This window comes from Mesorhizobium sp. WSM3873 (assembly GCF_001672445.1).
Classification (GTDB): domain Bacteria; phylum Pseudomonadota; class Alphaproteobacteria; order Rhizobiales; family Rhizobiaceae; genus Mesorhizobium.
The window spans coordinates 1-20753 of record NZ_LYTM01000036.1 but is presented as its reverse complement, the minus strand read 5'-3'; the positions used below and the strand labels follow the sequence as shown (position 1 = coordinate 20753).

At 64.6% G+C, this 20753-nt stretch carries 24 protein-coding genes and 2 pseudogenes; 12 read left to right on the top strand and 14 right to left on the bottom strand.

The genetic code is table 11. The features are described 5' to 3' along the window. Positions 1-930: pseudogene (locus tag A9K71_RS22440) on the top strand (exopolyphosphatase); the annotation flags it as partial. Between the two features lie 4 nt (positions 931-934). Here the strand turns inward: A9K71_RS22440 and A9K71_RS22435 are convergent. The 4 genes from A9K71_RS22435 to A9K71_RS22420 all read right to left on the bottom strand — a co-directional run bounded on the left by A9K71_RS22435 (position 935) and on the right by A9K71_RS22420 (position 4216). Beyond that, positions 935-1357: a DoxX family protein gene (locus tag A9K71_RS22435; RefSeq protein WP_067001141.1), complete on the bottom strand. Its 423-nt coding sequence runs from the start codon at positions 1355-1357 to the stop codon at positions 935-937. Between the two features lie 131 nt (positions 1358-1488). After that, positions 1489-1911 carry a DoxX family protein gene (locus A9K71_RS22430; RefSeq protein ID WP_067001137.1) on the bottom strand — a complete coding sequence of 141 codons (423 nt, stop codon included), beginning with the start codon at positions 1909-1911 and terminating at the stop codon, positions 1489-1491. A 292-nt stretch (positions 1912-2203) separates the two neighbouring features. Further along, positions 2204-3601 carry a class II fumarate hydratase gene (fumC, locus tag A9K71_RS22425; RefSeq protein ID WP_067001134.1) on the bottom strand — a complete coding sequence of 466 codons (1398 nt, stop codon included), beginning with the start codon at positions 3599-3601 and terminating at the stop codon, positions 2204-2206. Between the two features lie 132 nt (positions 3602-3733). Further along, positions 3734-4216, bottom strand: a complete 483-nt coding sequence (locus A9K71_RS22420; RefSeq protein ID WP_067001131.1) for a cupin domain-containing protein — start codon at positions 4214-4216, stop codon at positions 3734-3736. Between the two features lie 105 nt (positions 4217-4321). Between A9K71_RS22420 and A9K71_RS22415 the strand changes: the two genes are divergently transcribed. Next, complete coding sequence (locus A9K71_RS22415) at positions 4322-5272, top strand: LysR family transcriptional regulator (protein ID WP_067001128.1); 951 nt, start codon at positions 4322-4324, stop codon at positions 5270-5272. Between the two features lie 6 nt (positions 5273-5278). On the opposite strand, the gene betI is transcribed toward A9K71_RS22415, so the two are convergent. After that, positions 5279-5890, bottom strand: coding sequence for a transcriptional regulator BetI (gene betI, locus A9K71_RS22410; protein WP_067001160.1), 612 nt, complete (start codon positions 5888-5890; stop codon positions 5279-5281). 108 nt (positions 5891-5998) lie between these two features. Between betI and choX the strand changes: the two genes are divergently transcribed. Together choX and A9K71_RS22400 are read left to right on the top strand one after the other, a co-directional pair. Next, positions 5999-6937 carry a choline ABC transporter substrate-binding protein gene (gene choX, locus A9K71_RS22405; protein ID WP_067001126.1) on the top strand — a complete coding sequence of 313 codons (939 nt, stop codon included), beginning with the start codon at positions 5999-6001 and terminating at the stop codon, positions 6935-6937. Continuing rightward, positions 6934-7770, top strand: a complete 837-nt coding sequence (locus A9K71_RS22400; RefSeq protein ID WP_067001124.1) for an alpha/beta hydrolase — start codon at positions 6934-6936, stop codon at positions 7768-7770. Before choX ends, A9K71_RS22400 begins: the two co-directional genes overlap by 4 nt. Here A9K71_RS22400 and A9K71_RS22395 read toward each other — a convergent pair whose 3' ends face one another. Beyond that, a complete protein-coding gene (locus A9K71_RS22395; RefSeq protein WP_348627012.1) occupies positions 7771-8646 on the bottom strand; it encodes an NIPSNAP family protein in 876 nt (291 codons plus the stop codon). Between A9K71_RS22395 and A9K71_RS22390 the strand changes: the two genes are divergently transcribed. After that, positions 8639-9298 carry a TetR/AcrR family transcriptional regulator gene (locus A9K71_RS22390; RefSeq protein ID WP_082980652.1) on the top strand — a complete coding sequence of 220 codons (660 nt, stop codon included), beginning with the start codon at positions 8639-8641 and terminating at the stop codon, positions 9296-9298. The genes A9K71_RS22395 and A9K71_RS22390 overlap by 8 nt on opposite strands. 45 nt (positions 9299-9343) lie before the next feature. On the opposite strand, the gene A9K71_RS22385 is transcribed toward A9K71_RS22390, so the two are convergent. Then, positions 9344-9937, bottom strand: coding sequence for a hypothetical protein (locus A9K71_RS22385; protein WP_067001119.1), 594 nt, complete (start codon positions 9935-9937; stop codon positions 9344-9346). 144 nt (positions 9938-10081) lie between these two features. On the opposite strand from A9K71_RS22385, the gene A9K71_RS22380 reads away from it, so the two are divergent. Further along, positions 10082-11215: a metallophosphoesterase gene (locus A9K71_RS22380; RefSeq protein WP_067001116.1), complete on the top strand. Its 1134-nt coding sequence runs from the start codon at positions 10082-10084 to the stop codon at positions 11213-11215. Between the two features lie 130 nt (positions 11216-11345). On the opposite strand, the gene A9K71_RS22375 is transcribed toward A9K71_RS22380, so the two are convergent. Further along, on the bottom strand, positions 11346-11525 hold the full coding sequence (locus A9K71_RS22375; RefSeq protein WP_082980650.1) for a CsbD family protein: 180 nt from the start codon (positions 11523-11525) through the stop codon (positions 11346-11348). A 148-nt stretch (positions 11526-11673) separates the two neighbouring features. Continuing rightward, the gene (locus A9K71_RS22370; RefSeq protein WP_082953881.1) at positions 11674-11853 is read right to left on the bottom strand and encodes a CsbD family protein; all 180 of its coding nucleotides are present in this window, start codon (positions 11851-11853) and stop codon (positions 11674-11676) included. Positions 11854-11994: 141 nt separating this feature from the next. Between A9K71_RS22370 and A9K71_RS22365 the strand changes: the two genes are divergently transcribed. From A9K71_RS22365 to A9K71_RS22350, 4 genes are all read left to right on the top strand, one after another. Beyond that, positions 11995-12315 carry a metalloregulator ArsR/SmtB family transcription factor gene (locus A9K71_RS22365; protein WP_067001113.1) on the top strand — a complete coding sequence of 107 codons (321 nt, stop codon included), beginning with the start codon at positions 11995-11997 and terminating at the stop codon, positions 12313-12315. Beyond that, positions 12312-13094 (top strand): SRPBCC domain-containing protein, encoded by a 783-nt coding sequence (locus A9K71_RS30770; protein ID WP_245299729.1) that lies wholly within the window; start codon positions 12312-12314, stop codon positions 13092-13094. The genes A9K71_RS22365 and A9K71_RS30770 overlap by 4 nt, the downstream gene beginning before the upstream one ends. Positions 13095-13290: 196 nt before the next feature. Beyond that, positions 13291-13710 carry a YkgJ family cysteine cluster protein gene (locus tag A9K71_RS22355; protein ID WP_082980649.1) on the top strand — a complete coding sequence of 140 codons (420 nt, stop codon included), beginning with the start codon at positions 13291-13293 and terminating at the stop codon, positions 13708-13710. A gap of 165 nt (positions 13711-13875) precedes the next feature. After that, positions 13876-14487: a LysE family translocator gene (locus A9K71_RS22350; RefSeq protein WP_067001143.1), complete on the top strand. Its 612-nt coding sequence runs from the start codon at positions 13876-13878 to the stop codon at positions 14485-14487. A 378-nt stretch (positions 14488-14865) separates the two neighbouring features. Here the strand turns inward: A9K71_RS22350 and groL are convergent, their stop codons facing one another. From groL to A9K71_RS22335, 3 genes are all read right to left on the bottom strand, one after another. Next, entirely contained in the window at positions 14866-16518 is a 1653-nt protein-coding gene (groL, locus tag A9K71_RS22345; RefSeq protein WP_067001110.1) for a chaperonin GroEL, read from the bottom strand. Between the two features lie 64 nt (positions 16519-16582). Further along, positions 16583-16879, bottom strand: coding sequence for a co-chaperone GroES (groES, locus tag A9K71_RS22340; RefSeq protein ID WP_010915433.1), 297 nt, complete (start codon positions 16877-16879; stop codon positions 16583-16585). A 227-nt stretch (positions 16880-17106) separates the two neighbouring features. Beyond that, on the bottom strand, positions 17107-17907 hold the full coding sequence (locus A9K71_RS22335) for a methyltransferase domain-containing protein (protein WP_067001107.1): 801 nt from the start codon (positions 17905-17907) through the stop codon (positions 17107-17109). Positions 17908-17980: 73 nt separating this feature from the next. Between A9K71_RS22335 and A9K71_RS22330 the strand changes: the two genes are divergently transcribed. Further along, positions 17981-18832, top strand: coding sequence for a hypothetical protein (locus A9K71_RS22330; RefSeq protein ID WP_067001104.1), 852 nt, complete (start codon positions 17981-17983; stop codon positions 18830-18832). Here A9K71_RS22330 and A9K71_RS22325 read toward each other — a convergent pair. Continuing rightward, positions 18829-19590 (bottom strand): SDR family oxidoreductase, encoded by a 762-nt coding sequence (locus A9K71_RS22325; RefSeq protein ID WP_067001101.1) that lies wholly within the window; start codon positions 19588-19590, stop codon positions 18829-18831. The two genes, A9K71_RS22330 and A9K71_RS22325, sit on opposite strands and share 4 nt — an antisense overlap. A gap of 103 nt (positions 19591-19693) precedes the next feature. Here A9K71_RS22325 and A9K71_RS22320 point away from each other — a divergent pair, with 103 nt between their 5' ends. Next, complete coding sequence (locus tag A9K71_RS22320) at positions 19694-20593, top strand: LysR family transcriptional regulator (RefSeq protein ID WP_067001098.1); 900 nt, start codon at positions 19694-19696, stop codon at positions 20591-20593. 39 nt (positions 20594-20632) lie between these two features. Here the strand turns inward: A9K71_RS22320 and A9K71_RS32705 are convergent. Further along, positions 20633-20753 (bottom strand): annotated as a pseudogene (locus A9K71_RS32705) (IS110 family transposase); the annotation flags it as partial.

The window sequence follows — 20753 nt, the reverse complement described above, 5'->3', positions numbered from 1 at the left end:
GGCAGGGTGTTCTACGCCGTCGGCGGAACCTGGCGAAACCTCGCCCGGCTCCATATGGAGATGACCAACTACCCGCTCGGCGTCATGCATCATTACGAGATCGCCGCCGACAGCGCCCTGAACTTCCTAAGGCAGGTGGCCAAGGGCGAGGTCGAAAAGGTCAAGGGCATCGAAGGCGTCTCCAAGAACCGCCGCTCGCTGCTGCCTTACGGTGCGGTCGTGCTGCAGGAAATCATGGCGGCAATGCAGCCCTCGAAGATCGTCGTCTCGGCGCAGGGCGTGCGCGAAGGCTTCCTCTATTCGCTGCTCGACGCCGCCGAGCAGAAGGCCGATCCGCTGATCTCCGCGGCGGAGGAACTGGCGCTGCTGCGCTCGCGCTCGGTCTATCACGCGCATGACCTCGTCGAATGGACAGACAAGGCTTTCAAGGCCTTCGGTATCGACGAGACGGTGGATGAGGCGCGCTACCGCCACGCCGCCTGCCTGCTTGCCGATATCGGCTGGCGCGCGCATCCCGAATATCGCGGCCGGCAGTCGCTCAACATCATCGCGCATGCGTCCTTCATCGGCGTCGACCATCCTGGCCGCGCCTATCTGGCCCTGACCAACGCCTATCGCCATGACGGCATCTTCAATGATGCGATCGCGCCCGAGATCAAGACCCTGGCGCCGCCGCGCATGCTCGAGCGCGCCCGTGCGCTGGCGGCGATGATGCGCGTCGTCTACCTGCTGACGGCGGCGATGCCCGGGGTCATGCCGCGGCTGAAATGGGAAAGCCGCGGCAACGGTGCGCTTGCGCTGGTGCTGCCGGCGTCGCTTGCCGACCTCTATGGCGAACGACCTGCCGGGCGACTGGCGCAGCTGGCGCGCATCACCAACCGCCGGCTGGTGCTGGCGGTCGAGGGCGGGCCGAGCATTTCCGTCAAGTGACGGATCAGGTGATCTCGGCACCGACGCCAAAAGGGCGGCCGTCGGCCGACCATGCGCCGGCGCCGGCCATGGCGAGCGCCAGGAAGCCCCCGGCAATGGCAATGTCCTTCATCAGCATCTGCTGGTGCATGAAGGCGAGGGTCGCATCCTCGCCGCCCTGGCCGAAATGGCCGATGAAGCCGGCGACGATAGTGAAGGCGGCAAGCAGCAGCGCCGCGATCCGCGTCTGAAAACCGACAAGAATCAAAAGTCCGGCGATCAGCTCGAACAGGCCGGTGCCCCAGGCCGCCAGGGTCGGTAGCGGCAGGCCGAGGCCGGTGAAATAATTGATCGTGCCGGATATATTGGTCAGCACCTGGAAGCCCGAGGGCACGAACAGCGCGGCAAGCAGGAGCCGCGAGGCGAGAAGCAACGCGTTGCGGTTCATGGCCCACCTCCCTTGCCGGTACCCGGGAATGCACCGGCTCTCGGTGCAGTGTACGCCTGCACTCGAGAAAACGAAAAAGCGGCGCGGAAAATTCCGCGCCGCCAAAGTTTCAGCTTGGGAGGGGAAGGAGATCAGCCGCGCTTGGCGTCGATCGAATAGGCGCCGGCGCCGGAGGAGGCGAGCAGGATAAAGCCGCCGGTGATGGCGAGGTTCTTGAGAAACTGGATCATCTGCATCTGGTCGGCCCAGCCGGTGTGAGCAACCAGGCCGGTAGCGATCGTGAAGATGGCGAGCAACCAGGCGGCGATCCGCGTCTGGAACCCGACAAGAATGGCAAGGCCGCCGAGCAGCTCGATGAGGCCGACCACGACGGCCGTCACGGTCGGAAGCGGCAGGCCGAGGGCGCCGAAATAGCCGGCGGTGCCGGAAATGGCGGTAAGCTTGCCGAAGCCGGAAAGCAGGAAGATGACGGCGAGCAGGATACGGCCGAGCAGGATGGTGGTGGCACTGTTGGACGCGATGCTGGTACCGGCGGCGGAAGTGTTGATGGACATTGGCGAGTCTCCGAATCGTGTTGAATGCCCAGTCAGATAGACGACGAAGACTGTTCACCAAAGCCGCCGATGCGGCGACACATTGTTCACAGGCAGTATGTTTCGGTGACCGGCGGACGCGCGCGAAAATCGTGTCGGCGGACTGGGATTAACGAGTAAATTGTGCCCGCGCAAAATAGCCAAGCCATCGGTGGGGGCTGCAGTCGCAGACCTCGGAGGCTAGCCGAAACGCCCGATCGGGTCGTCTTCGCCCTGGAATGGCGACCTCTTGGGTCAGTCCGCGCCGCGAGAATTAGCCCGGATGCGTCATGTCCTCGGGCCGCACCAGCCGGTCGTAGTCGGCCTCGCTGACCAGCCCGGTGGCAAGAGCTTCCTCACGCAGCGTGGTGCCGTTCTTGTGCGCGGTCTTGGCAATCTTGGCGGCGTTGTCGTAGCCGATGGTGGGGGCGAGCGCCGTCACCAGCATCAGCGAGCGCTCCAGCGCCGCCTTGATGTTGTCTTCCCGCGCCTCGATGCCGACGACGCAATTGTCGGTGAAGGAGAAGGAAGCGTCGGCAAGCAGCTGCACCGACTGCAGGAAATTATAGGCCATCAGCGGGTTGTAGACGTTGAGCTCGAAATGGCCCTGGCTGCCGGCGAAGGTTAGCGCGGCATTGTTGCCGAACACCTGCACGCAGACCTGCGTCAGCGCCTCGCACTGCGTCGGGTTGACCTTGCCCGGCATGATCGACGAGCCCGGCTCGTTCTCCGGCAGCGACAGCTCGCCGAGGCCCGAGCGCGGGCCTGAACCGAGCAGGCGGATGTCGTTGGCGATCTTGAAGAGCGCGGCGGCCGCCGCGTTGATCGCGCCGTGCGAGAACACCATGGAATCGTGTGCTGCGAGCGCCTCGAACTTGTTCGGCGCCGTCACGAAGGCGATGCCGGTGATGGCAGCGATCCGGTCCGCCACCTTTTCCGCAAAGCCAACCGGCGCGTTGAGCCCGGTGCCGACCGCGGTGCCGCCCTGCGCCAGTTCCTGCAGGCCGGGCAGCGTCTGCTCGATGCGCTTGATCGACGACGCGACCTGCGCGGCGTAGCCGGAGAATTCCTGGCCGAGCGTAAGGGGTGTGGCGTCCTGCGTGTGGGTGCGGCCGATCTTGATGATGTGGTTGAAGGCGCGGGCCTTGGCGTCGAGCGCCTTGTGCAAATGGTGGAGCGCTGGCATCAGGTGGTGCGAGACCCGCTCGGCGCAGGCGATATGCATGGCCGTCGGATAGGTGTCGTTCGACGACTGGCTCATGTTGACGTGGTCATTCGGGTGCACGGGCTTCTTGGAGCCCATCACGCCGCCGAGCATCTCGATGGCCCGGTTGGAGATCACTTCGTTGGCATTCATGTTGGACTGCGTGCCCGAGCCGGTCTGCCAGACCACGAGCGGGAAATGGTCGTCGAGCTTGCCGTCGATCACTTCCTGCGCGGCGTCCACGATTGCCTTGCCGATGGCTGGATCCAGCCGTTTCATCTCCATGTTCACTTCGGCCGCGGCGCGCTTGACGATGCCCAGTGCGCGCACGATCGAGGCCGGCTGCTTTTCCCAACCGATCTTGAAATTGCCGAGCGAACGCTGCGCCTGCGCGCCCCAGTAGCGGTCGGCCGCGACCTCGATGGGACCGAATGTATCGGTTTCGGTTCTGGTCTTCTCAGCGCTCACGGGAAATCTCCGGTCTGTCGATTTGCGCAACGGCGTATCGCGTTGCACAAAACCCTTCAAGCGGAGATTGCGGGCGAGGAAGATGCGAATCGGTTGAAGGGGGGCTGCCGATCTCCCCCCTTGTGGGCCAGATCAGCCCTCCATCGGCGGTCCAACGATGTCGATGCCGTTCTCGGCGCAGAGTCTCGTCAGCGTCGCCATCATCTCGGGCGTCGGCCCCCCCGGCTGCGGCAGGTCCGGCCGTTCGGCGGGGCGGCTCGCCAGGCGCACCATCGTCTCGAAATCCGAGCCGCGCGTGACGGTGAGCGTATGCGCGCCTTGCGGAGATTCGACCCTGTATGTATGCGGCAGGCCCTTCGGCGCGATGACGGTTTCGCCCGCGCCCACGACCCGCTCATGGCCGTTGATCTGGAAACGCATTTGTCCTTCGAGGATGTGAAATACCTCGTCTTCGTTGCGGTGCATATGCAGCGGCGGGGAATCGCCATAGGGCAGGCGATGCTCGATGACGCAGATGCCGTCCTCTCCGTCGGCCGAAGAGACCGGGATGGCGACGAGCGTGTTGTTGAACCAAAGGAGTTCCTTGCCTGCGATGGTCCGGTTGATCATTGTCATGGTGTCTCTGCTTTGTGTTGGGCCGGCGAAGCGGCGTCGACGGCGAACTAACCAGCGACGCGTGGGCGATGGAAATCGAATGATCATATGGACTGAATTGATGCGATGAATTTGAACGCGCTCGATCTCAACCTGGTGAGGGTGCTCGACGCGCTTTTGCGCGAGAAAAGCGTGACGCGCGCCGGCGAGCAGATCGGCCTCAGCCAGCCTGCGGTGAGTGCCGCGCTCAACCGCCTGCGGCATACGCTCAACGACCAGCTCTTCGTGCGGCGCGGCAACGACATGGTGCCGACGCCACGCGCCGAAAGCCTGGCCGGGCCTGTGCGTGCCGCGCTGCGCGAGATCGAGCGTGCTTTCCAGCCGGCGAAGGACTTCGATCCGGCCAGGCTGGAGCGGACCTTCACCTTCATGGGCGCGGATTTCTTTTCCATGCTCCTGATGCCGCCCTTTGCCGCGCGTATCGCGGCGGTGGCGCCATCAGTGTCGTTCCGCTTCCTCGACAGCGCCATCGGCGACGTCTCGAAACTGTTGCAGGAGGACCAAATCGACGTGGCGCTGGAGCGTCCCCTGGAAGTCGCCGAATGGGTTTCCAGCGTACCGCTGTTCGGCTCGCCCTTCGCCGTCATCGCGGCGAAGGGCAATGCAGCGCTCGATCGGGCCGGCATCGCCGAAGGCGAGCAGGTGCCGCTCGATCTCTTCTGCGAGCTGCCGCACGCGCTGCGCTCCATCGACGGCTCGATGTCGGGCTTCACCGATGACGCGCTGGGCAAGATGGGCCGGACGCGCCGGGTCACGCTTGCCTTGCCGCATTTCCAGGCGGTCGCGCTGGCCGTGGCGAGCGGACCCTATCTGGCGGCCGTTCCAATGCAGTTCGCGGCGGTGGCGGCGAAATCCTTGCCGCTCGTCATCTACCGGGCGCCGATCTCGATTCCCTCGCCGGCGGTCAGGATGTACTGGCACGCCCGCCATGACGACGAGGCGCCGCATCGCTGGATCCGCGAGCAGATCCTGGTGGAGGTCGAGGCGCTCGGTCTGGAGGATGAGGTCGGGGAGTAGACTCTGTTATCCGACCGCCAGGCCGATGGCAGCGGGCTGGCGCAGCGCGAGCCGCCCCGCGACATAGTCCTTGACCTGGCGGACCGCCTGCGCGCGCGAGACGCTGCCCGGCTGCAGGCCAAGCCTGAGCCACAGCCCGTCGATCAGTGCGGTGACGCCGAGTACGATCTCCGCGGCCAACTCCGGGGATGCTAGGCCGCGCAGGCCGGACAACAGGTTCGAGCGCATGCGCGCGTGGATCACTCGCTGGATGCGCGCCAGCTTCTCGTCGCGCGGCACCTCGGCGCAGAGCGACAGCCAGGCGTGACAGAGCGGCGGCAGGAAGAGGTGCTCCTCGAAATTGCCCTCAATGACCGCGTCCAGCCGCTCCATCGGCGTTCGCGCGCGCTTGAGCCGCGCCACCACCGCGTTGCACAGCACGGCATTGGCTTCGCGCATCGCGTGCTCGAACAGTTCCTGCTTGTTGCGGAAATAGTGCAGCACGATGCCCTTCGAGGCGCCGGCCTGGGCCGCGACCTTTTCCAAGGTGGCGCCGGCAATGCCCTCGCGCTCGAGCACCGCAAAGGCCGCTTGCCGCAACTCCTTGCGGCGTATGTCGCTGAGACGTGTGAGCTTCACCGGAGAGATCCATATTTGCGAATCCATGTTGACATTTTCGCCCGCTCAGATCAATCATTGACCGATGGGACAATAACATGACCAAAGGGTCAACAGAGGAGAACCGGAATGGTGCGCTTGCTTGCGAATGGCGTCTGTCTCGCTGCCTTGATGGTGGCCGCTCAAACCGTTCAGGCGGCCGAGGCGGAGGAATGTAAGGTGGTGCGAATGGCCGAGCCCGGCTGGAACGATCTCGCCTTCACGACGGGCGTGGCCAAGGTCCTGCTCCAGGCGCTCGGCTATGAGCCGCAGAGCGATGTGCTTGGCATCAACGTCATCTACGAAGGCATGAAGAACAAAGACCTCGACCTGTTCCTCGGCTACTGGGATCCGGCGATGGTCACTTATTACGAGCCTTACAGGAAGGACGGCTCGATCGAGAATGTGCGGGTCAATCTGGTCGGCGCCAAATACACCTTCGCCGTGCCGACCTATGTCTGGGAAGCCGGCGTCAAGGATCTCTCCGACCTGCACAAATTCGCCGACAAGTTCGGGAAGAAGATGTACGGCATCGAGCCCGGCTCGAACCAACTGATGATGGATGCCATCGCCGATCCTCAGTTCCAGCTCGACGGCTGGCAGGTGGTCGAATCGAGCGAAGCCGGCATGCTCTCGGAGGTCGGCTACGAGATCAAGGAGAAGCAGTTCATCGTCTTCCAGGGCTGGGCGCCCCATCCGATGAACACGATGTACGACTTCAAGTATCTGACCGGCGGCGACAAGTTCTTCGGCCCGAATTTCGGCGCCGCGACGGTGACGACCCAGGTGCGCAAGGGATTCCTGCAGGAGTGCCCGAACGTGGCGCAGTTCCTGAAGAACCTTGCCTTCGACATCGATCTGGAAAATGTCGGCATGGGCTACCTCATCAATGACGGCATGAAGCCGGAGGAAGCGGCGCTTAAGTCGATCACGCTCAACAAGGATCGTGTCGACGCCTGGCTCGCCGGCGTCACCACCTTCGACGGCAAGCCCGGCCTCGCCGCGGTCAAGGAAAAGCTTGGACTGTGAGGCCCGCGGCATTGGATCTGTCGGGACAGGCGGGCGAGCAGGACGCCTGGTCCGGCCGCAAGCAAATCGTCGATGTCGGCGGCCTCGACCTCGCCTATGTCGAGGTCGCCGGCTCGGAACCGCCGCTCGTCCTGGTGCACGGCTTCACCGACACCAGCCGCAGTTTCTCGTTGCTGGCGCCGCATCTTTCCGCGCGGCGGCTGATCATGCCGGACCTGCGCGGCCATGGCGCCTCACAGGCGGGCAGGGGCTTTGGCATCGCCGATTTCGCCGACGATGTCGCCGGGCTGATCCGCAACCTGCGGCTCGCCCGGCCGGTCGTTCTCGGCCATTCGCTGGGTGGCATGGTCGCCATGCAGGTGGCCGCGCGGCATCCGGAACTGGTCGGCGGGCTGGTCATCCTGGCCGGGGCGCTGAAGGCAGATTTCGCGCCGGACCATCCGTTGGTTGCCGGCGTGGCGGAACTGCGCGACCCGATCTCGCCGACCGATCCGTTCTACGATTGGTGGCACGCCTGCGGGTCCGGCGTGCCGCGGGCCCTTCTTGCCGGCCTGGCGGCGGACGCTTCGGCGATGCCGGCAGCGCGCTGGCGCGCCATTCTCGAAGAAATCCGCCGGACGGATCTGACCGCGGCGGCGAGGGCCGTGCGGGTCCGGACGTTGATCATTGCCGGCGGGCGCGATCCGCTTTTTGGCGAAGCGCACCAGGAGGCTTTGGCCGAGGCGCTTGCCGGGTCAAGTCTCGTCTGGGCGCAGGACTGCGGCCACAACCCGCATTGGGAAGACCCGGCCTTCGTCGCCAAGGCAATAGCCGACGTGCTGCCAGCAGAGTGACTACCGCAACAGCGATCGGGGCGAAGGCGTGAGGCGCAACATCTCTGCCGGCTTCGTCGAAGCAGCCTGCATGGTTTGGCGAACCGCCTGCCATGCCGGGGAAGCGCCAAGGTCGTTCCGATAGTTCGCATGGGCGTCGCCGAAACCAACGACGACGATGAAGACATTTTCGCCGGCTCGCACCGGCAGCCGCGAAAAGGTGTTTTCGGCATGCTCGCTGACGAAGGCGCCGAGCAGCCGGGCGCCGCTCGCCGTCAGTTGCGGAACCATTTCCGCCTGGAAACGCTCGGCGGATCCGGCTTCCATGCCCGGGCGCAAATGATGAATCGAAATCTCAACAATGCCGTCTAAGTGAGGCTGCGCACTTTTGCTTTCCCCTTCGCTCACGGTCGACCGCTCCCGCTTCGATAGGTCGAAGCCGGCGTCCGGCCATGCGGGCTTCAGCAACAGCACGTCGTCGGAATCGATCATCGTCGGATTGGCGGCGTTGCGATGCTCGGCCCACACCGGGCCGTCATAGAAAGCGGTGAGCGCTTTCCTCCTGGCCTCCATGTCGGCGAAGCCGCGCAGCCAGACGAACATGTCGGGACGGTCGAGGTCGCGGAACTGGCCGATGATGGTCATGCCCGCGGCTTCCTGGCTCTCGATGAACTCCCGGTCGAACAGCGCGATAAGCGTTTCGCGCTGGCCGGGTTTCAATTTGTATTGCCTGAGCTCCACGATCGGCGACGCAAGGCGGGAAGGTCTGTTCATGGCTAGACTCTCGAAAACAGGGTGTTCATCCTGTTTATAAACAGACCGTTTGTCCTGTTTTGTCAATATGCTACGTTCTTCCCCTTCTCTCCCACGGGGAAAGGTGGAGGTGGCGATGCGCAAGAAGCGGACTAACGATCCGCAGGGCATGCGGCGGCGCGTGCTCGACGTGGCGGAAGATTGCTTCCAGGCGCGCGGCTATCACGCCTCGAGCCTCGGCGACCTGATGGCGGCGGCCGGCGTCACCGGCGGCGCGCTGCACCATCATTTCCCGACCAAGAAGGCGCTGGCGCTGGCGGTGATCGAGGAGCGGGTGGCGGCCGCGGTTGAGGAGACCTGGATCGAGCCGGTGCGGGCGGCGCCTTCGGCGCGCAACGGCGTGCGCGCCGTGTTTGAGGCGGTAGCGGCCGCGCTCGAGCAGCAGGGCTATGTGCGCGGCTGCCCGCTCAACAATCTGGCGCATGAGCTGTCGCTCGCCGATCCCGATTTCCGTATTGCGTTGGCCGATATCTTCGCCGGCTGGCGGCGGGCGATCTCCGACAAGGTGCGCGCCGATCAGGAGGCCGGCCTGGAAGGTGGGACCGATCCCGACCGCTTTGCCGCGCTGACGGTGGCGGCTTACTCCGGCGCCATGTCGATGGCCAAGGCCGAGCAGGATGCCGGTGTGTTGCGGCAGTGCCTGGAGGGTTTGGAGCGGGTCGAGCCCCCGCCATCACAGAACGGTTCGCCCGCCAGACGACGCCGCAGGGTGGTGCGGCAGCAGGCAATCCGCTGATGCCGGTATGAGGATCATCTTAAGTCCCTGACTGAAAGGCAGCCTTCACTCCCTCAGCGGCTTGATCGTCTCGAACCCCACTTCGCTCTGCGCGCTCGTCCCCTCGTCGTAGCGCCGCGCCAGCACCGCTTGCAGGTCGGGCGAATAGAGCGCGGTGAAGCTGTCGATCACCGTGCCGGAATCGCCGGTCAGCGTCTCTTTCACCGTCAGCACCGTGTATTTGCAGTCGCCCAGCTTGTAGGTGTCCTTGCCCTTGACGCTTAAAGCCAGTGTTTCGGTGCCCTTCGGCGCCTTCTTCGCCGAAAGCCGCACGAACTCGGTCTTGCTCTTGGCACCGGCCTTCAGCGGGAAGAGCTTTTTGAGGTCGCCGAGCGGGATCATTGACAGCCGGCCCGTGTCGCTATCGCGGAAAATCTCGATCAGCCCGGCGTAGAGATATTGCGTCTGCGGCGATTGCGACTGGTAGTTGTTGGCGACCGCGACCATGCCGCCCGGCGCCGGCCGGAACTCGCTCCGGATGCCGGGCTTCTCCAGCACGAAGCCGGCCTTGGCGGATTTGGCGTCCACGCAGTCGGCCGCCTCGGCGGTGCCGGCGAGGGCAAGCATGGCGAGGGCCACACAGGTCGTCACGGGTTTCATGCCTTCTCCCCTGGAAATGTGTTCTGGAAGGAATGACAGACCCTCTCTGCGCTGTCGACCCAAGTGCCCTTGACGAATTCAACCAATGCTTGAAAAGAGGCGCCAATCTGGACGATCCGGCAGTGAAAATGTTCCAATGGCGCGATGATGAATCGCCGATCCTCAGCATCCTTGTCCCGGCGCGATCTCTTGGCCCGGGCGGCCGGCCTTGCCGCGACCTGCGCCCTGCCGGACACCAGCTTCGCCCAGACCGGCCAGCGTATCCAGCCGATTGACGCCACCTTCCTGTTCATCGCTGATATCCATGCCTGCCGGATGGCGACCGGGCTCAGCCCGCATTGCGAGCAGGAGGGCAAGACCGACGCGGCATTGCTGCGCAATGTGGCGGCGCTCAACGCAATCGGCGACAAAGAGTGGCCGGCCGAGATCAGCGGCGCCGCCACCGGCCTGCGCTCGGCCGGCACACGCATCGGCACGCCGGTCGGCCTCGTCACCGGCGGCGACATCACCGATGACGGCGGCGGCCAGATCACTGAGCCGAGCGAAGGCACACAGCTTCTGCAGTTCAGCCAGCGTTACCAGCAAGGGATCGGCCCTGATCGCGTGCATGTTCCGGTCTATGTCGGGCTCGGCAATCACGATCTCGACCAGAATGGACCGACGCGCCATGTCGACTGGTACCGTCGCGAGATGCGCGATTATGTCGAGGTCAACCATCGCCCCGGCGTCTTCTTCAAGCCGCCGGTGCCGGCGACCAATTACGATGTCGATACCGACTGCTATTCCTGGGACTGGGGCGGGCTGCACCTCGTCCAGACGCATCGCTTCGCCGGCGACACCGGCCATGACGCGATAGGCAGCCTGCCATGGCTGAAGCAGGATCTGGCGACCTATGCCGGCGACGGCCGCCCGGTGATCCTCTTCCAGCACTATGGCTGGGACACCTTCTCGGTCGAGCGCTGGGATCCAGTGAAGCGCACCTATGGCGAGGACGGCGCCGGCCGCCCGCACTGGTGGGGCGACGCCGACCGCCAGGCGCTTCTCGCCACGCTGAAGGGTTATAATGTGATCGCCATTTTCCACGGCCATCAGCACGCAGTGCCGATGATCTACCGGCGCGACGGGCTCGACCTCGTCAAGCCGAAGGCAGCCTTCATGGGCGGCTTCGCGCTGGCGCGGGTGACCGATGATCACATGGACGTGGTCTTGGGTGAGGCGGCCGGCGACCATGGCGAGGTCGTCTTCACCAACGCCTTCGCCAAAAGCTGGGCGACCTGAACGGAGAAAGCGCGGGGGTCGAGTTGCTTCAGGCCAATGCTCGAGCTGATCTCTGGTCTTGGACAGTCGGGGCTCAAACGACGAACAGGCCGGCGCGCGGGCGGCCACTGCCCTGGCCAGGGGCAACGGATCAGAGCGCCTTGCGAGCCTTGTCCTTCACGTCGCCGTAGGCTTGGCGCACCCTGCCGGCGATTCTTTCGGACATGCCCTCCACCTGCAATCGCCGGCTGCCGGTGGCCTTGCCGGCCGCCTGCTTCAGCCTGCCTTTTACCTGCTTGGCGATGCCGGCAACTTGATGCCTGTTCACCATATCCGCATCTCCTGGGCCTGGAATAGGAGCGGGATGCGCCAACCGCATCCGGCATGACAACGAACGGGCAATGCTTGAGTTCCGTGCAGCCTGGGCATGACAGGCAGCCCGTGCCGGGCGTTTCAGATCTGACCGCGGGGCCTGCTGGTCACATCGCCTTTTTGAGCATGGCTTTCATGTCGCCACAGGCCTTCTGCACCTGGCCTGCCGACTTGTCCGCCATGCCCCTGATTTCCATCGGCCGGTTGCCGGTGGCCTTGCCTATGGCTTGCCGGATCGAACCTTTGATCTGCTTCGCCAAGCCCACTATTTGGTCCATGTTCACCATCTCCGCATCTCCCGGAGATCCAATTCGCGAGGAGAAACGGGCCGGAGTGCCTCGCGGTTCCGTTGCGCCAAAGCACACCGGTCGAGGATAATTGACCGGCGACCGAATTCGGCATAATATGTAACCAAATGGATACGCATTATGCCGCAGGCTGAGCACGACCGTTCCGTCTTCCGCGCCATCGCCGATCCGACGCGGCGCGCCATCCTCGACCGGCTGCGGCAGGGCCCCGCGCCGGTCAACGAACTGGCGTCCGCCTTCTCGCAGAGTCGGCCGGCCATTTCCAAGCATCTGAGGATACTGCGCGAGCTCAACGTCGTTTCCGAGCAGCGGCAGGGCCGCGAGCGAGTCTACCGGCTGGAGCCGGCGGAATTGAAGGATGTCGCCGACTGGATCCTGCCTTACCGAGACTTCTGGCAGCACAGCCTCGGCAATCTCAAATCCTACCTGGAGAATGAATGATGGCCATCCAAGACAAGCCGCGCGCGATCGCCGACATTTCCGCGGGAACCATCCTTGCCACGGTGATGATCGCGGTCCCGCCGGAGCGCGTCTTCCGCGCCATCACCGCTGAGGACCAGATCCCGCTCTGGTGGGGCGCCGACAACATGTACCGGACGACGAAGCACACGGCCGATGTCCGGCCGGGCGGCGCCTGGCGCTCGGAAGGCAAGGGTGCGGACGGGCAGGACTTCCATGTCGCCGGCGAGTATCTCGAGGTCGAGCCGCCGCATCGTCTGGTGATGACCTGGAAGGCGCCCTGGGACGGCGATAACCTCACCACCGTCACCTATACGCTCGAAGCCGTCGAGAACGGCACCCGGCTGACGCTGCGCCATGACGGCTTCGGATCGCGACGGGACTCCTGCCGCGATCACGGTTCCGGTTGGGAGCGCGTGCTGGGCTGGTTGGACGAATTCCTTGCCAAGGAGACCGATGCCAGGTCGGCTTCGGTCTTCCATTGCCGGCTGATCCCGCCGCGTCCGGATTTCGCCTTCACCCTGACTGAGGAGGAGCGCGCGCTGATGAATGCGCATGCCGACTATCTGCGCGGTCTGCTTCGTGAAGGCAGAATGATGATTGCCGGCCCAGTCGCCGATCCAGCCGGACCGTGGGGGCTTCTGATCCTGCAGGTCGGCACGGAAGCCGACGCCAGGGCGGTTACCGAAGGCGACCCGGTGGCGCGTTCCGGCCGCGGCTTCCGCTATGAAATCCTGCCGATGATGAGCACGATCATGTAAGGCGAATGGAAAACGCCTCTCGCGCTTTTTCAGGGCGCGGGAGGCGTCTTTTGTTATCAGCTTTTCTCGATACTCGTGAACTGCCGACAACAGGGACAAAACCGCCAGCCGGCAAAAGGGTTCCCGGCAAAACAAAATTTTTTGCTCGGCCGGATGCGACGCATTTCCCGGCTCCGTGCTAAAGGCACTTGCCAGCATGAGGATAGCCTTGCCGCACGACCGACCCTGCCCGACCCTGCTTGACGCATCAGCCGCCTTCGACTGTCAGAGCTGCGGCGCCTGCTGCGCCTATTCGGCGGACTGGCCGCGCTTTTCGACCGAAGAGGATGCCGAGCTCGACCGCATCCCCGACGAGCTGGTCGCGACCGACCTGTCAGGCATGCGCTGCGAGGACGGCCGCTGCGCCGCGCTTCGCGGCGAGGTGGGCAAGCAGACGGCCTGCGCGATTTACGAAGCCCGCCCGCATGTCTGCCGCGCCTGCATGCCCGGCGGCGACGACTGCCTGATGGCAAGGGCCGCCCATGGGCTGGCGGTGGAGAGCGTTATCTCCCCCCTCGAGGGGGAGATGGCCGCGAAGCGGTCAGAGGGGGTCGTCTCACATAAATCGCCAACGTGATCGCGTCGGGAAAAGGCCGCGCTCTACACGAGGCGAGCCCCCTCTGTCGCCTTCGGCGACATCTCACCGCAAGGTGACCATAAGGGGGAGATTACTCTCTCCCCCGCTTGCCCACACTCGGACCTCCCGATACCTTCCGCGCCGGGCAGGGCCGTGGAGGAAACTGTGAGCATCGAATTCCTGTTGACGTCGCTGATTATCGTCGCTTCGCCCGGCACCGGCGTTCTCTACACGCTGAGCGCCGGCCTCTCGCGCGGCGCTCGCGCCGCGATCATCGCCGCTTTCGGCTGCACGCTGGGCATCATCCCGCACATGGCGGCGGCCATCACCGGCCTTGCCGCGGTGCTGCACACAAGCGCCGTCGCCTTCGAGACGCTGAAATATCTCGGCGTCGCCTATCTGCTCTACATGGCCTGGAACACGCTGAAGGAGAAGGGCGGTCTTGCTCTCGATCAGAACGTCGCGCCACGCTCTGCCCGAAAGGTGATCACCTCCGGCATCCTGATCAACATCTTGAACCCAAAACTGTCGATCTTCTTCTTCGCCTTCCTGCCGCAATTCGTCAGCACCACCGAGCCGCACGCTTTCGCCAAGATGCTGGAGCTGTCCGGCGTCTTCATGCTGATGACCTTCCTTGTCTTCGTCGTCTACGGCGTGTTCGCGGCTTCGGTGCGCAGCCATGTCGTGTCGCGGCCGATGGTGCTGACCTGGATGCGCCGCACCTTCGCCGGCGCCTTCGTCATGCTGGGGGCCAAGCTGGCGCTGGCGGATCGGTAAGCGAACCGTGATATAGCCCATCGCCTCGACTATCGCCCGTCCGCGACGCGGATCGGGTTGACGCAGGGATGGCCGAGCGCTGGCGCTGCTGATCTCCCTCCTTGAGGGGGAGATGTCGCCGAAGGCGACAGAGGGGGTCGCCGCGCGTTGGAGCGCCAGCGCCTTCGTTGCACGGGAGGCGTCGCCGGCGCCTTACGCGCGGCGACCCCCTCTGCCCTGCCGGGCATCTCCCCCTCAAAAGGGGAGATCGGCTGTTGCGCAGGCCTTCGCCAATCGCAACAGTATAGAAGCCCGCCTTTGGACCGGCTGCCCGCATGCCAAAACAAAAAGGGCGACATGTCTGCCGCCCTTTCCATATTCGCTATGGGACCGGACTTCTTAGAAGTCCATGCCGCCCATGCCGCCCATGCCGCCGCCAGGCATGCCGCCCGGCATACCGCCGGCGGCTTCCTTCTTCGGAGCCTCGGCGATCATGGCTTCGGTGGTGACCAGCAGGCCGGCGACCGAGGCCGCGTCCTGGAGAGCGGTGCGGACGACCTTGACCGGGTCGACGATGCCCATGGCGATCATGTCGCCATACTCGCCGGTCTGGGCGTTGAAGCCGAAGGTCGCGCCCTTGTTCTCGAGGATCTTGCCGGCAACGATCGAGGCTTCCGCACCAGCATTGGCCGCGATCTGGCGAGCCGGAGACTGCAGCGCGCGGCGCACGATGTTGATGCCGGCAGCCTGGTCGGAGTTGACGCCGGTTGCCTTGAGGTTGGCCGAAGCGCGCAGCAGCGCGACGCCGCCGCCGGCGACGATGCCTTCTTCAACGGCCGCGCGGGTCGCGTTCAGAGCGTCGTCAACGCGGTCCTTCTTTTCCTTGACCTCGACTTCCGTCGCGCCGCCGACGCGGATCACCGCGACGCCGCCCGCGAGCTTGGCCAGACGCTCCTGCAGCTTCTCCTTGTCGTAGTCCGAGGTGGTCTCCTCGATCTGCTGCTTGATCTGGGCGACGCGGCCCTGGATCTCGGCCTTCTTGCCGGCGCCGTCGACGATGGTGGTGTTCTCCTTGGAGATCGACACCTTCTTGGCGCGGCCGAGCATGTTGAGGCCGACATTCTCGAGCTTGATGCCGAGGTCTTCCGAGATGACCTGGCCACCGGTCAGGATAGCGATGTCTTCGAGCATGGCCTTGCGGCGGTCGCCGAAGCCCGGAGCCTTGACGGCGGCGATCTTCAGGCCGCCGCGCAGCTTGTTGACGACCAGCGTGGCCAGAGCCTCGCCTTCGACGTCTTCCGAGATGATGAGCAGCGGCTTCGAGGTCTGAACGACGGCTTCCAGGACCGGCAGCATGGCCTGCAGGTTGGAGAGCTTCTTCTCGTGCAGCAGGATGTAGGCGTCTTCCAGATCGGCGACCATCTTGTCGGCGTTGGTGACGAAGTAGGGCGAGAGATAGCCGCGGTCGAACTGCATGCCTTCGACGACTTCCAGCTCGGTCTCGGCGGTCTTGGCTTCCTCGACGGTGATGACGCCTTCGTTGCCGACCTTCTGCATCGCTTCCGCGATCATCTTGCCGACCGACTCGTCGCCATTGGCCGAGATCGTGCCGACCTGGGCGACTTCTTCCGAAGTCTTGATCTTCTTGGCGGCCTTGCCGAGAGCGGCGACGACTTCGGTGACGGCGAGGTCGATGCCGCGCTTCAGGTCCATCGGGTTCATGCCGGCGGCAACGGCCTTGTTGCCTTCCTGGACGATCGCCTGGGCGAGAACGGTCGCGGTGGTCGTGCCGTCGCCGGCGATGTCGTTGGTCTTCGAGGCGACCTCGCGAACCATCTGCGCGCCCATGTTCTCGAACTTGTCTTCGAGCTCGATCTCCTTGGCGACGGTGACGCCGTCCTTGGTGATGCGCGGAGCGCCGAACGACTTGTCGATGACGACGTTGCGGCCCTTCGGGCCGAGGGTGACCTTCACCGCGTCGGCGAGGATGTTGACGCCGCGCAGCATGCGCTCACGGGCATCGCGGGAGAATTTTACGTCTTTTGCAGCCATAGTAAGCTCCTGACAGGGGCTCGGACAGAGCCCGAAAATTCAGTTGATAGAGAGAGGCCGATGATCAGCCGATGATGCCCATGATGTCGGATTCCTTCATGATCAGAAGGTCTTCGCCATTGAGCTTGACTTCGGTGCCCGACCACTTGCCGAACAGGATGCGGTCGCCGGCCTTGACGTCTAGCGGCACGAGCTTGCCGCTTTCGTCGCGGGCGCCGGAGCCGACGGCGATGATCTCGCCTTCCTGCGGCTTCTCCTTCGCCGTATCCGGGATGATGATCCCGCCGGCGGTCTTGGATTCGGATTCGACCCGGCGAACGACCACGCGGTCATGAAGCGGGCGGAACTTGGACTTTGCCATGTTGTCTTCCTCGAATGAGAACGGTGAGAACTGTTCCTCCATCCGGCGAGGCCGCCGGATATAAGTTAGCACTCACCTAAGGCGAGTGCTAACGTGGCGCTGAGATAGGCTGGTGGCTTCCGAGAGTCAAGGCGCGCGGGGAGGGGCAATGGCGCAATTTTTCTCAGGCGGAGCCCTGGGCGGAAATGCGGTGGCTGCGCGAAGCGTGGGCGAGCAATCCAGCTCGTTTAGTCCAGGCGCTTCGGCGAGCGCAACACCAGCAGCGGGCAGCGTTCGGCCAGACCGTATGTGCCGCTAGAGGCTAGCCGGAGATCTTCGAAGAAGGTCCGGCCTTCCTCGATGAGCGCTGCCGCGGGGGCGAAGCTGTAGACGGCGGACGAGTTCCGGTAGACGTCTATGGTTCCGATGACCGGCAGTTCCCATCCGGTTCGGGCCGAAAGCTCCTCGCGGTCGGGAAACACCCTTTCGAACTGTTCGAGGATGGCTTTGACCGGGATCGTGTAATCCGGCGCGTCGCCGATCGCGGTCATGGCCACGCGCCATTTGAGCTCATGGAAAGTCGAGACGCCGCCGCTTAGTGCCAGAGCGCGGACATCCTTCGGGTCGTCCGGCGTTGCTGGAGAGGCGTAAAGCCTGATGCCGGCGCGGCCGTCGGACTTGAGCGCGCGTGCGATCGACGCAAATAGCGTGCGCCTGGGGCCGGCATCGCCGATGACCGAGAGACATCCGTCGCCGATCAGCGCCTCGACGCTTGCATCGGCGAACGGCAGATCGAACCAGTCGCTCTGCACCGCCTTGCGCGTATGGGTATCGCCCGGCCAGATGCCGGCAATCATGTGCGAAGACTCGTCGACCGCCGTCATCGTGGCGCCGAGCTCGGTGAGCTCGGGTGTCACGCCGAGCATCACGACATCCGACCGGGCAAGGTCGAGCTCGCGGTCGTAGCTTTCGACAACCTCCGCCGGCGGCCGCAGGGGTGAGCCGAGCAACTGCCAATGTTTGCGAATTGCATTCCAATGCTCGGTCATGCAAACCCCAGCCCGGTAGCGCGTTGTATCCGATCGAATAGTGGACGACGCTTGATAGGCCAAGGGGGGAACAATGGCACGCATCGCCGTCATCACGCATGAGTTCGACCGCTTCCAAAGCCGGCGCGGGCTGCTATGGCGCCGGGACAGCCCGTACATGCTCTTCGATCTGCTGGAGGAACTGAAGCGCCGCGGCCATTCGGTGCAGGTCCTCAGCGGCACGTCGGCGAAGCCGGCCGCCGATATCGCGGTGCTGCATGTCGATGCGACCGTAACGTCGCCCGATTATGTCGAGTATGCCCGCGCCTTTCCCTTCTGCCTCAATCTCGGCGCCGCCGACATTTCCAAGCGCCGCATCAGCGGAACCGTCGTCGGCAAGGACGACGGCTGGAAGGGGCAGGTTATCGTCAAGAGCAGCCTCAACCATCGGGGAACGCCGGAACAGCAACTGAATCGGCGCGCGCGGCGCGCCGGCAAGCCGATGCCCTTCCCCGGCGTCGCATCTTTCGACCAATACCAGATCCATGCCTCGCTCGCCGACGTTCCGGCCGAGCTGTTCGGACGCGAGGACCTCATTGTGGAAAAATTTGTTCCCGAGCCTGAGCCGGATGGCTTTGCCGCCCGTTTCTGGCTGTTCTGCGGCGAGCGCGAGCGCTGCACACGCCACGTCTCGCCGCAGAGCCTGGTCAAGGGCGACGACACGATCCGTCGCGAGGCGGTTCCCGTACCGGACGAGCTTCGCGCGCTAAGGCGCAAGCTCGGCTTCGACTACGGAAAGTTCGATTTCGTCATGCATGAGGGCAGGGCGGTGCTGCTCGATGCCAACAAAACGCCTGGACGCGCCCGCAATCTGTCGAGCTTCATCGCCGCCGGCAATGCCAATCTTGCCGACGGCTTCGAAGGGTTGATCCGCCAACACGCTTAGATATTCATGCCGCCCGAGACCTCGATGCGCTGGGCGTTGACCCAGCGATTGTCCTCCGACAGCAGCGAGGCGATCATCGGCCCGATATCGTCGGCGACGCCGGCGCGGCCGAGCGCCGTCATGCCAGCCACGACGCGGTTGATCTCGGCGTCGTCGCGCACATGGCCGCCGTTGAAGTCGGTGGCGATGGCGCCGGGCGCCACGGTGTTGGCGGTGATGCGGCGCTGGCTGAGCTCCTTGGCGAGGTAGCGCGTGAACACCTCGATGCCGCCCTTCATCATCGCATAGGCGGCCGAGCCTGGAACCGAGAAGCGCGCCAGCCCGCTCGACACGTTGACGATGCGGCCGCCATCGTTGATCAGCGGCAGCAGCGCCTGGGTTAGGAAGAACACGCCTTTGAGATGGATGTTCATCAGCGTGTCGAATTCCTCTTCCGTCGTCTCGGCGATCGGCTTGCGCAGGCCGGTCCCGGCATTGTTGACGAGATGGTCGAAGCGGTCGCGCTGCCAGGTTTCCTGGAGCGTCTTTCTCAACGCCGCGACGAAAGCCGGGAAGGTGGCAACGGCGCCGGCGTCGAGCTCGAGCGCCGCGGCGCGGCTACCGGCGGCCTCGATCTCGGCGATCGCCGCCTTCGCCTCGTCGGCGCGCGAACGGTAGGTGAGGATGACGTCGACGCCTTTGCGGGCGAGGTTGAGCGCGGTGTTGCGGCCGAGGCCGCGGCTGCCGCCGGTGATGAGGGCAATGGGGCGAGTGGTCATGGCAAATCTCCTTTTGGCGATGGAGATCCATATACTCGCGCGAAGGACCGACATAATCTGGCTCGGATTGGCAACTCTATTCAGGATTTGCGAACAATCAGCGATGGACAGGTTCGACAGCATGCGGCTCTTCACCCGCGTCGTGGAACGGCGCAGCTTCACGGCGGCCGCCGCAGATCTCGGCCTGCCGCGCTCCAGCGCCACCGCCGCGATCAAGCAGCTGGAGGAGCGGTTGGGCGTGCAGTTGCTTCGCCGCACCACGCGCCACGTCACCACCACGCTCGACGGTGAAGCCTATTACCAGCGTTGCATCGGCATCCTCGCCGACATCGAGGATGCCGAGGGCGGCTTCGGCGCGCATGAGGCGCGCGGGCGCCTCAGCGTCGACGTCAACGGCCACATGGCGCGCACCTTCCTGCTGCCGGAGCTGCCGGCGCTGCTCGCCAGATATCCGGGCCTGACCGTGCATATCGGCGAAGGAGACCGCCTCGTCGACCTCGTGCGCGAAGGCGTCGATTGCGTCATCCGGGCCGGCACGCTTCCCGACAGCGACATGATCGTGCGGCGTCTCGGCATCGCGCGCGAAATCACCGTCGCCAGCCCCGCCTATCTCGAACGCCACGGCGTGCCGCGCACGCCGGACGACTTGGCTGGGCACATGATGATCGGCTTCGTGTCGTCGCGCACGAGGCAGGTGATGCCGCTGGAATTCACCGTCGACGGCAAGGTTCGCGAGATCGTCCTGCCGTCGCGGGTCACGGTCGCCAATTCGGACACGAGTGCTGCGCTGGTCCGGCTGGCTTTCGGGCTGTTCCAGGCGCCAAGGCTCCGATATGCGGACGACCTCGAGGCAGGGCGGCTGGTCGAAGTGCTTCCCGATTTTCCGCCGACGCCCACGCCGATCTCGGTGCTCTATCCGCCGAGCCGGCAGTTGTCGCCACGGGTCAGGGTGTTTGTCGATTGGCTGGTGGAGATCCTGGGGCCGAAGCTGGATGCGGGGTAAGTTGGCAATCGCGGAGGGGATCGTATCCAGCGGTCGTCATCAACTCTGAGGAATCAGGGCATCCCGGAGCCTGGCATTTAGGGTGACGATGATCTTTCGCATGACTGCGGCGATGGCCACCATTGGCTTTTTGCCGTTGGCGCGAAGGCGCTTATAGAAG